Annotated in this window: 16 protein-coding genes; 13 read left to right on the top strand and 3 right to left on the bottom strand. The window is 50.9% G+C overall.

Annotated features, from left to right (window positions below):
• Nucleotides 1-51 precede the first annotated feature (51 nt).
• From AC0L73_RS10835 to AC0L73_RS10815, 5 genes are all read left to right on the top strand, one after another.
• The gene (locus AC0L73_RS10835; RefSeq protein ID WP_473653738.1) at nt 52-537 is read left to right on the top strand and encodes a universal stress protein; all 486 of its coding nucleotides are present in this window, start codon (nt 52-54) and stop codon (nt 535-537) included.
• A gap of 305 nt (nt 538-842) precedes the next feature.
• On the top strand, nt 843-1,823 hold the full coding sequence (locus AC0L73_RS10830; protein ID WP_473653737.1) for a glucosaminidase domain-containing protein: 981 nt from the start codon (nt 843-845) through the stop codon (nt 1,821-1,823).
• Between the two features lie 143 nt (nt 1,824-1,966).
• Entirely contained in the window at nt 1,967-2,737 is a 771-nt protein-coding gene (locus AC0L73_RS10825) for a glucose 1-dehydrogenase (RefSeq protein WP_227948209.1), read from the top strand.
• A gap of 30 nt (nt 2,738-2,767) precedes the next feature.
• Nucleotides 2,768-3,301: an Ldh family oxidoreductase gene (locus AC0L73_RS10820; protein WP_473653736.1), complete on the top strand. Its 534-nt coding sequence runs from the start codon at nt 2,768-2,770 to the stop codon at nt 3,299-3,301.
• A complete protein-coding gene (locus AC0L73_RS10815) occupies nt 3,228-3,812 on the top strand; it encodes an Ldh family oxidoreductase (RefSeq protein WP_473653735.1) in 585 nt (194 codons plus the stop codon). Before AC0L73_RS10820 ends, AC0L73_RS10815 begins: the two co-directional genes overlap by 74 nt.
• 44 nt (nt 3,813-3,856) lie before the next feature.
• Here the strand turns inward: AC0L73_RS10815 and AC0L73_RS10810 are convergent, their stop codons facing one another.
• From AC0L73_RS10810 to ddpX, 3 genes are read right to left on the bottom strand one after another with little or no spacing between them, the layout of a single operon-like run.
• Nucleotides 3,857-4,627, bottom strand: a complete 771-nt coding sequence (locus tag AC0L73_RS10810) for an HpcH/HpaI aldolase family protein (RefSeq protein WP_473653734.1) — start codon at nt 4,625-4,627, stop codon at nt 3,857-3,859.
• A gap of 24 nt (nt 4,628-4,651) precedes the next feature.
• On the bottom strand, nt 4,652-5,692 hold the full coding sequence (locus AC0L73_RS10805; RefSeq protein WP_227948212.1) for a polysaccharide deacetylase family protein: 1,041 nt from the start codon (nt 5,690-5,692) through the stop codon (nt 4,652-4,654).
• Nucleotides 5,693-5,700: 8 nt separating this feature from the next.
• Nucleotides 5,701-6,291 carry a D-alanyl-D-alanine dipeptidase gene (ddpX, locus tag AC0L73_RS10800; protein WP_227948213.1) on the bottom strand — a complete coding sequence of 197 codons (591 nt, stop codon included), beginning with the start codon at nt 6,289-6,291 and terminating at the stop codon, nt 5,701-5,703.
• Nucleotides 6,292-6,383: 92 nt separating this feature from the next.
• On the opposite strand from ddpX, the gene tsaB reads away from it, so the two are divergent.
• The 8 genes from tsaB to ybeY all read left to right on the top strand — a co-directional run bounded on the left by tsaB (nt 6,384) and on the right by ybeY (nt 12,628).
• A complete protein-coding gene (gene tsaB / locus AC0L73_RS10795) occupies nt 6,384-7,088 on the top strand; it encodes a tRNA (adenosine(37)-N6)-threonylcarbamoyltransferase complex dimerization subunit type 1 TsaB (protein WP_227948214.1) in 705 nt (234 codons plus the stop codon).
• 12 nt (nt 7,089-7,100) lie between these two features.
• Nucleotides 7,101-7,559 (top strand): ribosomal protein S18-alanine N-acetyltransferase, encoded by a 459-nt coding sequence (gene rimI / locus AC0L73_RS10790; RefSeq protein ID WP_227948215.1) that lies wholly within the window; start codon nt 7,101-7,103, stop codon nt 7,557-7,559.
• Nucleotides 7,560-7,700: 141 nt separating this feature from the next.
• Nucleotides 7,701-8,117: a Ros/MucR family transcriptional regulator gene (locus tag AC0L73_RS10785; RefSeq protein ID WP_227948216.1), complete on the top strand. Its 417-nt coding sequence runs from the start codon at nt 7,701-7,703 to the stop codon at nt 8,115-8,117.
• A 92-nt stretch (nt 8,118-8,209) separates the two neighbouring features.
• The gene (locus tag AC0L73_RS10780) at nt 8,210-8,695 is read left to right on the top strand and encodes a Fur family transcriptional regulator (protein WP_227948217.1); all 486 of its coding nucleotides are present in this window, start codon (nt 8,210-8,212) and stop codon (nt 8,693-8,695) included.
• A gap of 21 nt (nt 8,696-8,716) precedes the next feature.
• Nucleotides 8,717-9,499: a lysophospholipid acyltransferase family protein gene (locus AC0L73_RS10775; RefSeq protein ID WP_473653733.1), complete on the top strand. Its 783-nt coding sequence runs from the start codon at nt 8,717-8,719 to the stop codon at nt 9,497-9,499.
• A 162-nt stretch (nt 9,500-9,661) separates the two neighbouring features.
• Nucleotides 9,662-11,023, top strand: a complete 1,362-nt coding sequence (gene miaB, locus AC0L73_RS10770; protein ID WP_473653732.1) for a tRNA (N6-isopentenyl adenosine(37)-C2)-methylthiotransferase MiaB — start codon at nt 9,662-9,664, stop codon at nt 11,021-11,023.
• 8 nt (nt 11,024-11,031) lie between these two features.
• Complete coding sequence (locus AC0L73_RS10765) at nt 11,032-12,072, top strand: PhoH family protein (protein WP_227948220.1); 1,041 nt, start codon at nt 11,032-11,034, stop codon at nt 12,070-12,072.
• Nucleotides 12,073-12,079: 7 nt separating this feature from the next.
• A complete protein-coding gene (gene ybeY, locus AC0L73_RS10760) occupies nt 12,080-12,628 on the top strand; it encodes an rRNA maturation RNase YbeY (RefSeq protein WP_473653731.1) in 549 nt (182 codons plus the stop codon).
• Nucleotides 12,629-12,638: the final 10 nt, after the last annotated feature.

Genomic DNA, 12,638 nt, shown 5'->3' with positions numbered 1-12,638 from the left:
TGTGCCGATAGTGGCAGGATAATTTTCCCGAAAACAACTGACGGAGTCTTTATGTCAGAGGAGACCCAGAGCGGCGTGCGCAACAAGTTTCTTGTCGTCGTCGACGAAACGCCGGAATGCAAATCGGCTATCCGCTTCGCCAGCCGTCGGGCATGGCACGTTGGCGGCGGCGTGATTCTGCTCTATGTCATTGAACCGCCTGAGTTCCAACACTGGATGGGGGTGGAGCAAGCAATGCGAGAAGAAGCCCGTGAGGGCGCCGAAGAGCTCTTGCAAAACCTCGCGGAGGAAATTCAGAAGGAAACGACCATCGTGCCGGAATTCGTCATCCGCGACGGACATAAAAAGGAAGAAGTCTTGGCACTGATTGAGGAAGACTCCGATATCCGCGTCCTTGTGCTTGCGGCGTCCCCAGATACTGTCGGGCCCGGCCCCTTGATCAAAAGCCTTGTTGGCGAAATGTCCGGTACATTTGCAATCCCGATTACCGTTGTACCAGGCAATCTGACAACTCGGCAGCTGGATGCGGTGACATGATCTCGGTATTCCTGTTTTCGCTTATACCAACTTCTTGATTCGCTATTTAGCCCATTTTAATTTGGCCCAAATTCGCGCTAAATAGATGGAAATTTTATAACCAGTTGAATCAATTACTAAAATTACACAAGATAAATCTTCTCTTGATATCGTAGATAGAGACTCACATATTCCATTTTCGGCTCAAAGTGCATTAAAATGCATTTTGAGCCTATATATTGTGTAAAAGAACGGCAGCACATCTACATATTGTATTCTCGGCAGTTGGCTCATTTCGATGGCTAGGACACTACGCAAATTTAATTATGCAGCTTTTTAGATCTGGTATTAAATCAAACAAGATCGTGACATTGGCAGGCGTAGTTCTGGCGACGGCGTATCTGGTGCCTGAGCTTATTGACAGTGCACATAATGTCAGCTTTTCTTCCTACGGCGAGAGCAGGGCATTGTTCGCAAAACGCACCCCCGCGAGCTCTCAAACGCGGGAGCAATCCGATCAATTCGACATGGCTTCTCTTGATACGGCTCTGAGTCAGGTAGACTACCAGTTGCAGGATATTCGCAACGGACAGCCTGTTCCGCGCTTTTACGTCGAGCAGGTTCCGGTTGATATTGCTGACGTTACAGATGTAGACCAGCGCAAAAAGGCGTTTATCAAGATCGTTTTACCCCTCATCCTGAGCACCAATGAGAAAATCTTGGATCGGCGGGAGCGCCTTTCAACCCTCCTTCAAGATAATACAGGGGTTGATAACCTCCGCGCCACCGACAGGAAATGGCTTGATGAAATGGCCATTCGTTACCGGGAAGAAACGACTGATCTTGAACAGCTTTTGCTAAAAGTCGATGAAGTCCCTGTACCACTGGCGCTTGCTCAGGCTGTGGAAGAATCCGGTTGGGGAACGTCGCGTTTCGCTCGCGAAGGAAACGCCCTTTTCGGACAGCGAGTCTGGTCTGCAGGTAAGGGAATTGTCCCGGACGATAGGGCCGATGATGAAACCCATGAAGTTAAGGCATTCAACTCTATCGCCGACTCGATTGCCGCCTATGTTCATAATCTGAATTCCCATGCGGCCTATGCCGAGTTCCGGGAAATTCGTGCCCGCCGTCATACAGGCCCGAAACTCACCTATGATACTGCCCCTCTCGTTGATACGCTGCATGTATATTCCGAGAAAGGGCAGGAATATGTGGATAATCTGCGATCATTGATTAAAGTAAACCAGTTCGACGATTTCGAAGATGCTAACCTTGCTCCCGAGCGATTGGCCGCGAACCGCCCGTAAATTCACCCTGACCTGTTCAATTTCTATTCCTGCGACTTTCCATCTCGCAAATTACGGTGCTATGTGGAAAGATAACAGCATAACAAATCTGAACAAGGACGCCGCTTCATCCAGAGCGCCATAAGAATAATAAAGGGGAGATCATGGGTAGATTAGCAAACAAGGTCGCGCTGATAACAGGGGCTGCAACCGGTATCGGACTTGCAACCACCCGAAGGTTTGTCGAGGAAGGGGCTTATGTCCTGATGACCGACAAAAACACAGAGGTAGGGGAAGCCGCTGTGAAGGAGTTTGGCGAAAATGCCCGTTTCATTGCTCAGGACGTCACAAAAGAAGAAGACTGGCAGCAGGTAATGGCGACGATCACCTCTGATACCAAGGGGCTCGATATTCTCGTAAACAATGCTGGTATTCTCTCCATCGGGGACCATCAAACAATTGAAGATACGGATCTGGCCCATTGGCAGGCTATCCAGAAGGTGAATGTCGAAGGTGTCTTCCTGGGTTGTCAGTCCGCGATCAAAGCCATGAAAGACCGAGGCGGCGCCATCGTCAATATTTCCTCTGTTGCGGCGATAATCGGCACACCTACACTCGCGGCCTATGGCGCCTCAAAAGCAGCTGTTCGGCAGCTCACCAAAACGGTCGCCATTCATTGCGCCAATAAGGAATATGGCATTCGCTGCAATTCCGTGCATCCCGACCCGGTCCGCACTAATATGGGCGATGAGCTGATGGAGATGTATGGCGGGAATATCGAAAAAGGCTGGGACGCTATTCCCGGGCGTGTTCCCCTAAAAGCTGCCGCAGAGCCCGTCGACATTGCAAATTGCATTCTGTTCCTTGCCTCCGACGAGGCACGCCACGTCACAGGGTCCGAACTTGTGGTCGATGGCGGAATGACAGCGATATAAATAAAAACCAATAGCGGGAGAAACCGATCTATGCGTATTGAGCATGACGTCTTGCAGGACTTCGTTGAGAAAATATTCAAGGCGGCAGGAAGTGAACCGATTGAGGCCGCGATCGTTGCCGATCACCTCGTCCTTGCCAACCTTTCCGGTCATGATAGCCATGGTGTCGGGATGATCCCCCGCTATATCGACAACATCAAGGCTGGCGCCCTCCATCCCAATGAGCATGTGGAGCAGATCAAGAAGGATGGTTCAATTCTGGTTTTTGACGGCAGAGCCGGATTTGGGCAGGTCATCGCCCGCGAAGCAATGGCGCAGGCCATCTCCGTCGCGAAGGAAACTGGCCTCGCGCTCTCTGCCCTGCGAAATGCCCACCATATCGGCCGTGTTGGAACCTATGGGGAACAATGCGCTGATGCGGGCCTTGTCTCAATTCATTTTGTCAATGTCACGGGGCATAGAGGCCTCGTCGCGCCACATCGTGGTGCGGATGCCCGCTACGGTACGAGATCCGATCTGTGTTTCCCTCCCCGATACCGCGGAAGAGCCGCGCATCATCCTTGATTTCGCAACGAGCAAGGTCGCACTAGGGAAAATTCGGGTCGCCCATAACAGTGGCAAAAAGTTGGAGGAAGGACTGCTTATCGATAAAGACGGTAACGCGACAACAGATCCGGGCGTTATGTTCTCTGACGAGGTTGGCTCTCTTCTCCCATTGGCAGAGCATAAGGGATATGGTCTGGCATTGATGTGTGAGTTATTGACCGGCGCGATCGGCGGCGGTGGCACGATCCAGCCGAAGAATGTCCGCGACACCCGCATTATTAATAATATGCTCTCCATCATCATAGATCCAACTCGTCTGACGGATACGGACTATATCGCGAGCGAGATGAAGGCGATGTGCGATTACGTGCGCGATTCTCCGCCGCGTGCAGGTTATGACAACGTGATCGTTCCGGGCGATCCGGAACGAGAGCAGCGGGAGCAACGCCGTGCCGAGGGCATCGACATTGACGAGGAAACCTGGCGTCAGATCACCGAAGCCGCCGCTAGCCATAACGTGACACTTTAACCGGATCCAACTGCCTGCAGAGGAATTACGTCGGACGGATGTCGCTATTTCTTGATATTTTTCAGGAGTTCGTCTGCAGCGCTTGAAACCAGCCCTGTATCCCCGGTGCAAAGAAGAAAATCAAACCCTTGCGAGAAAAGGTCGCTGGTTTGTGTCGCCCCCTTCGATATGCAACCGAGATAGGCTGGGCTCGCCTTAATGCGATCCCGCGCCTCCTCAAATAGAGCCTTGACTTCAGGGTCATCAAATTCGCCGAGCTTGTTGATGCTGCCGGATAGATCGTTGGGCCCAATAAACAGCATATCAACACCGTCGACAGCTGCGATTTCCTCAATATTTCCAACGGCTTCCTTGGTTTCAATCTGGCATATGATCATCAAGTCATTGTCGAGATTGTCTCGATATGATCGCGCCGTCCGGCCATATCCTCCCGCCCGTGCCGCGCCAAACCCTGCACTTCGTATACCCGTCGGGGGGTAGCGGCAGGCTGCAACGGCGGCCTTTGCTTCCTCTGCGGTGTTAACGGATGGCACCATAATTCCGTCCATTCCGCTATCCAGCGCACGTTTAATCAGAACAGTATCGTTCCAGGGAACCCGCATCAGAACAGTCACGTCACTGACGGATCGCACTGCCCGGTGCTGATCAATCGCAGTCTCTAAACTGCCTGAACCATGCTCATGATCAATCATAAGCGCATCGAAACCTGCCCCTGCTACAATCTCCGCCATGTCCGAGGAATTTGAGAATATCCAGCAGGCCGCGGCCTTTTCCCCCGCCTTCAGGTGCTCTTTTAGTTTGTTCGGGCGATACATCGGCATTCCCCTTTCTGATTGCTATTATTTCGGGATGTAGAATAGTGAGCCAAACCAGCGCCAGCGCCGGTCCGGACCAAGAAGAGTACAGTTTATGCGGCCGCGTCCCGGTTTGAAGGCCGAGGCGAGCCGTATCTCAATCCGTGCGTCGCCGATTTTCTCAATTGGCACTGCACCTCCGGTCTGATTAGATGAAAAACAGGAAAGACCATTGAGGTTGCCGTAATCTTCGGCAATGGTAAATCCAAAATTGGGCGGATTACGTTTCAGGACGTTATCAGACGGTGTCACGTCCGTGACCCGAAGCGGCAACGCATTCGCCGCCAAACGAAAGCGTCCAATGCCGCCATAATTCTCACTCATTGCAAAGCGCGGAAGTTCAAGACGGTCGTGACCGGAATAAGAAACACCCGATTGCTGACCGAACGCGGCCTTGAAGCCAAGTTTGCGAATAATTGTTTTTACGTCGTTGCCATATTCACCATAGGGATAGGCAAATATTGCGGGAACAAAGCCCAGTTCCGCTTCATACCGTTCACTTGCGAGGTTAATGTCAGCTTCAATTTCATCCTGACTCAGAAGCGGCAAATGAGTATGCGAATAGGTGTGATGACCGATATGGACGCCCGCATCGCGGAGTTCCCGGACCTGATCCCAGTTCATATAACCTGGAAGATTCTTGTCCACACCTTCGACAGCAACAAATATCGTAAACGGAAGTTTTGCTTCCCGCAGTATTGGCCAGGCAACATTATAGACCGAGGCATAGGCATCATCGATGGTCAGCGCAACGGTGCGATCGGGAAGGTCCTCACCTTTTTCAAGGCGGTCGACAATCTCGTTAAGCGGTAAAACGGTATACTCTCCATTTTGCAGTTCCAGAATATGTTCCTTGAACTGTTCAACGCGGATGTTGGTCGACGTATATTGATCTTCCCCGAAACGGTGATACATGATCACACTGGCCCAGTCAGCGGCTTGTGCAAGACTGCTCATGCCCAGAAAGGCGATGGCCATTAAGATGGCCCTTAAGGTGCGTGTTGTTGCTTTTTCTGTCTGTCTCATAACTCTCTCTAGCCCGCCTCTGAATGGCTGGCGCTGTCCATCATCCGGGTGCCGGCTGCCTTGTCTGAGAGGGTAGGGTATCGGCGGGGTCTAAACAATTGGTAATGCCACCATTCATTTCGATAAAAATCCCAGCCCGCAGCCGACATAATACCCAGCAATATGGCCCGGTTCCGCTGCGCCTCTGCTGAAATGTCGCGTGCGCCATGATAGGAGGTGGGCGTCATCGCATCAAACCCCGTTCCCATCTCAAGTTCCTGCCCGGCGCCGTCAATCAGGGTGAGATCAATTGCCGCCCCTCTCGAATGCGGAGAACCACTGCTCGGGGCGGAAAGAAAATTCGGGTTCGGTGTATGGTCCCAGAGCGCTTGTACCGCCTCTGTCGGGCGAAAACCGTCAAAGAGCTTAAAACGCAAGCCGATATCCGCCGCCAGATCCACCGCGCGGCGCAAATTCTCTCCCGCCTCTAAGTTCAGGAAACAGGCTCCTCTGCTATATATCGCCCTGCCGGTGAAATTATTCGTTGAAGCATAGCGCAGATCCAGATCAACATTGAAGTCTTCGGCGGTTATTTCAACTAAACTCTCATTTAAGGGCATCTTGAACCTGCTGGCTTGAAATCACGCGGCATTGAGCGTAACACTCTCGCCTCACGGTGACCCTACATGGCTAGATTACGGAAGGCAATATAATGAAGATACTGGCATTTGATACAGCCCTGAATGCCTGTTCTGTTGCCGTAGCCGACGGAAACAATATCCTTGCCCATGATCATGAGAACCGCCGGCGCGGACATGCGGAAGCCCTGCTACCGATGATAGAGGCCCAAATGAAGTCAGCAGCAATGATATATAAAGACCTTGATCTGATTGCTGTCACTGTCGGTCCCGGTACTTTTACAGGGCTGCGGATCGGCCTCGCCGCCGCGCGCGGAATAGCTGTTGCCGCGAAAAAGCCGGTTATCGGTATTACCACACTTGAAGCACTTGCCGCCGCTGTACCCGTTTTAGCAACAAAGGGCCGCGCGATAATCGCCACCGCCGATGCCCGACGCGGAGAAGTTTATATTCAGGCATTCAATCGTCTGCAAAAGGATGAGGAAATTTCTCCGATAGATGCGCCCGCCGCAATCAAGACAGAACAGGCGTTGGCATCTCTTGATATAGAGACCGCTGTGCTTGTTGGTTCGGGCGCGCGCCTTCTGGAAAACATGCCGGGATTTGATGCTGAAGCATACAAAATCCTGAACTTACCCGACGACCCGGACGCTGTTGATCTTGTCCGTCTTGCCGCCGTGCGCGGATTACCGGCCCCATATGCGCCGCCTCCTGCCCCGCTCTATCTTCGGGCACCGGACGCAAAGTTACCGGGCGGCAAAGACCCGGTAGCGAACTGATCGAGACGGGCCATGCAAAAAGACAGAATATCCAACAACTTCTTCACCGACGCATCTGCCGTACCCCTCGTAACGGCAATGCATGCCCGTTGCTTCATGGCAAGCTGGAGTGAAGTCGAGTTTACCTCCGCGCTTAGCATTCCGGGCACTCTACTGCAGATATTAAGTAGCGACCAAGAACCTGTGGGCCTTTCACTTTACCGGATTGTCTCGGATGAAGCGGAGATACTGACTCTTGGTACCTTACCGGAATTTCGCGGGAAGGGATTTGCCGCACAACTTCTTGCCGCAGGTATTGAGAAATTAAAAGACACGGGTGTTAGGTTTGTGTTTCTCGAAGTAGGTTCACAAAATTTCACAGCCATACGTCTTTATACTACGGGAAGATTTGAAGAAATCGGCCGTCGAAAAAATTATTACAACCGAAACGGGAATCCGGAAGATGCCATTATAATGAAAAGAATTATTTAACCCACTAATCGCAACAAACAGAAAATCGGAATAAATGTTAGCTTAAAATATTTTTTTCTTTATTCTATTTAATATTTCGTTCTTTCACTTATATTGATTATACACTTTAAGTCATCCGATATTGAGGGAGGGATACTATTAATGTCCGAAAAAATAGAAAAGCTGGAGCTTCTTGCTCTGACGACGGATATCGTTACCTCGCATTTGTCTCGCAATCCTGTCAGTACTGGAGAAATTTCTTCACTGATTAGTGATGTATATAAGACTCTTTCAACCATTGGTGAAGCAGCTGAAGAAGAAGACAAACCAGAGCCGGTTGTCGCCATCCGTAAATCCGTTAATCCGGATTACATCATTTGCCTGGAAGACGGTAAAAAGCTGAAAATGCTCAAACGGCACCTCAAAACGTCTTACGACATGACCCCGGATGAATATCGGGAGCGTTGGGGCCTACCGTCCGACTACCCAATGGTTGCCCCCAATTATGCCGAGCAGCGCCGTAATCTTGCGAAAAAAATTGGTCTTGGAACCCGCCGCAAGAAAGCAAAGAGCAAGTAATATCCACTTTCGCTGGCCCTAAAAAATAAATTGTATAAAATCAGGACTGCTGACAGCAAGTCAGTGGTCGTTGAATGTTAACAGAGGTTCATATGCCAACTCGTTTGGAACAAGTCTGCCTTGAAAAAGGCCTGCGCATGACGGAACAACGCCGCGTAATTGCGCGTGTTCTTTCGGAATCACAAGACCATCCTGATGTTGAGTTGGTTTATAAACGGGCCTCGGAGCTTGATGACACCATCAGCATATCCACTGTTTATCGCACGGTTCGTATGTTTGAGGAAAACGGGATTCTTGAGCGTCACGACTTCGGCGACGGTCGGGCTCGCTATGAGGAAGTCTCCGAAGATCATCATGATCATCTGATCAATGTACAAACAGGACAGGTGATTGAATTTACGAGTGAACAGATTGAAGAACTGCAGAAGAAAATTGCAAAGGAGCTTGGTTTCGAGTTGATAGATCATCGGCTCGAGCTTTACGGAAAGCCTCTGTTAAAATCGAAGATGACAAAGGTCTCGCCCGAAGAATCAGTCGTCAACATCAAGCAGACAATCCATAGCAAGAAATTCAATTAATGGTACCATGCATCCACGCATATGAGTAACATCCGCCCAATTCTTACTGTGCTGGCCGTTCTTCTATGGGCGGCGGTTCTGGTCCCCGCCCAGATAATGGTTCTGCTGTTCTTCAAACAATACCGATACCGTATTCCGCAAATTTTCCATGCGGGGATTTGCTGGCTGCTGCGAGTGAAGGTTGTAGTCTCAGGCAAGATTGAGCATGGAGACCCGACATTGTTCGTGCTCAACCACATCTCATGGCTCGATATTCCGGTGGTCGGGAAGGTTCTCCCGGGCAGCTTTGTCGCCAAGAAAGAGGTGGAAAAATATCCGCTTGTCGGGGCGATCTCCAAATTACAGCAGACAATCTTTATCGAACGTACTCGCCCTGCGATCAAGGGCCATAAGGGTGAAATGCAGGAACATCTTGAAAATGGTGACAACCTGTTCCTGTTCCCGGAAGGCACATCGTCAAACGGGATCATTATCCAGAATTTCAAAAGTGCGTATTTCGGCCTAGCGGAACGGGAGATTAACGGCGGCCATCTTCTCGTGCAGCCTGTCACCGTTGCCTACAGCCGGTTAAATGACATTCCGCTGACACGGGGCACGATGAGGATTGTTGCCTGGGTCGGGGATGAAGAACTGCTCAGCCATGTATGGGAGTTTCTTAAGCGGGGCACTATTACGGCGGAGCTGCGGTTTCATCCGCCGGTGACAATTGATGACTATGATTCTCGGAAAACAATGGCAAGTGATTGTCAATTGACCATCGCGAAAAGCCTTAGCCGTGCATTAACCGGAAGAGAAGAGCCTTAATGTTCCGTAATTTCAGGAAAAATGCGCATTTGGCGATTTTTCCCGTGAATTACAGGCCCCGCTTCTCTATTTGTCATATAATTGCTAATTTACCCATGATAAAGAACGGTTTTACAGATTGATGGATAAGACCTTCTGTACCGGTGAGGTTGACTAGGACGCGTGAATAAAAAACTTTATATCTCGACATATGGCTGCCAGATGAATGTCTATGATTCAGCCCGCATGGCAGACTTGATGGGCCCCCTTGGCTACTCCCTGACAGACAAACCCGCAGATGCGGATATGGCAATTCTCAATACCTGTCACATTCGCGAAAAGGCATCGGAGAAGACATTTTCCGAGCTGGGGCGCCTGCGCAATATGCGCGCCGATAAAAAATCCCGCGAGGAAGGCGACATGATTATCGCCGTTGCCGGATGCGTCGCGCAGGCCGAAGGAGCGGAGATCATGAAACGGGCGCCCTATGTGGATATGGTGTTCGGGCCACAGTCCTATCATCAGCTTCCGGAAATGGTGGCTCAGGCAACCCGTGGCGTCGGCCATATATTGGAGACGGAGTTTCCCGTTGAACCCAAATTTGATTACCTACCCGATGAGGCAATCGACAAGAACCTGAGCGCTTTTCTCACCGTTCAGGAAGGCTGCGATAAATTCTGCGCCTTTTGTGTCGTTCCCTATACACGTGGTGCCGAATTTTCTCGCCCGGTCGCCGCCATTCTTGACGAAGCAAAGCGCATGGTCGCCGGAGGAACTAGGGAAATTACCCTGCTCGGACAGAATGTAAACGCTTATCACGGTGACGGAGCAGATGGAAAACCGGCCAGTCTCGCGCGTCTGATTTATGAACTGGCGGAAATTGATGGGCTTGACCGATTGCGCTATACGACGTCGCACCCACTGGAGATGACCGAGGATCTCTGTCAGGCCCACCGGGATGTAGATATCCTGATGCCGTATCTTCACCTGCCTGTTCAGGCAGGATCTGATCGAATTCTCGCGGCTATGAACCGGCGCCATACGGCGGATGAATACCGGCGTATTATTGACAAGCTCCGACACTATAAGCCGGACCTCGCTCTGTCAGGCGACTTCATCGTCGGTTTTCCGGGTGAGACGGATCAAGAATTTGAAGATACCCTCCAGCTAGTGCGTGACGTCAAATACGCGCAGGCCTATAGTTTCAAATACAGCCCGCGCCCCGGAACTCCCGCAGCCGCACTGGATGGCGACATGATTGATGAGGCGGTAAAATCCGAACGACTTGCGCAGCTACAAACTCTTTTGAATGAACAACAGCTTGCCTATAACCAGACTTTTGTCGGCAAGGAAATTGATGTCCTGCTGGAGCGGGAAGGAAAACGTGAAGGGCAGCTAGTTGGCCGCAGCCCCTATATGCAGTCCGTCTTCATTCCCTCGCCCCCTCATCGAATAGGGCGCATTGCAACTGTCATTGTACAAGAGGGAAATGCAAACTCTCTACGTGGCGAATTGAAACCCGGTAGTGTCGCAGACGCGGCATAGGAACAAACGTGGCAAAAAATCAATCCAGCTCCAAAACCTCGAAATCCAATCCGGATAAGAACACCGCGACTATTCTTGAATTTGACGACAATCACCTACTCGCCCAACTCGTCGGAGAGCATGACCGCTATCTCGCACGGATCGAACAAGGGCTTGATGTTTCTGTTGTTTCTCGTGGCAATAAGATGGCCGTTTCTGGTAGCAACACGGCAAAGGCCGCAGCTAAAACCGTTCTGCAGGATCTTTATGAGCGCCTGAAAAAAGGGATGGATGTCACCGAAGGCGAGGTCGACGGCGCTATTCGCATGGCAAGCGATGCGCCAGCAGAAGACGGGAGCCGCGGATCTGTTTCCGGAGAGAATGGTTTGATCGTTACCAAACGTCGGCGGATCACGCCCCGCTCGACCAATCAGGGCGTTTATGTAAATTCCTTGCGCACCCATGAACTGGTTTTCGGCCTCGGGCCCGCCGGTACGGGTAAAACCTATCTTGCCGTTGCAAATGCTGTTGCCATGCTGATTGAGAATAAGGTCGATCGGCTTATTCTGGCCCGGCCGGCAGTGGAAGCTGGCGAAAAGCTCGGTTTCCTCCCCGGCGATATGCGCGACAAGATCGACCCCTATCTACGACCACTTTACGACGCGCTCTATGACATGCTGCCCGCGGAGGAAGTTGTCAAACGCCTTGAAAATGGGGAAATCGAGGTAGCCGCGCTCGCCTTTATGCGCGGTCGGACACTTTCCAATGCGGCAATTATCCTTGATGAAGCACAGAATACAACGCCGGTGCAGATGAAAATGCTACTCACCCGCATGGGCGAAAATTCCCGCATGGCAGTCACCGGAGACTTGAGCCAAGTTGACCTACCACTCGGGATGCGTTCTGGATTGCATGAAGCGGTTGATATTTTAAAGGGCGTTAAAGGGGTCGATTTCATTAATTTTGGTGAATCTGACGTTGTCCGACATCCGCTAGTCACCCGTATCGTTCGCGCCTATGGGGAACATGACCGGGAAAAGCAACTGGCATTGAAGGCCCGAAAATCATGATGCTCTGATGGATAATCTTCCCTTTACCATCGATCTTGCCATATCCATTAACGACTCCGCTTGGCAAGAAAATGTTGCGGATATCAACAGCCTGACGACAGAAGCCGTCCGAGCGACTCTTGGCGTTGTCAGCAAGGAGTTTAAACTCACACCCCTTACCGATGCCCCAAAGCCAGCGGTAGAGATCAGCCTTGTTTTCACAGATGACGCAGAAGTTCATACCTTGAATCGGAATCACCGTGATAAGAATAAACCAACAAATGTTCTTTCCTTTCCGGATGCCCCGCTTGACCAGTCAGAACTTGCAAGTGCCGCGCAGATGAAAGAGCCGCTATTGCTCGGTGATATTGTCATGGCGCGGGAAACATTGATCCGCGAAGCAACCGAGCAGAACAAAAGCGTCCGCGATCATTTGACACATTTGCTGGTACATGGCGTTTTACATCTTGCCGGTTTTGATCATATGGAAGAAAATGAAGCCGAGAAGATGGAAAATCTTGAAATCATGATCTTGCAAACTTTAAATATTGCCAACCCCTACGAGCTTTCAGATTAACCGCGACAGG

This window comes from Sneathiella sp. D3-11, assembly GCF_055809395.1.
Note: the sequence above shows the minus strand (reverse complement) of the source record. Positions and strands in the feature narration are given on the sequence as shown.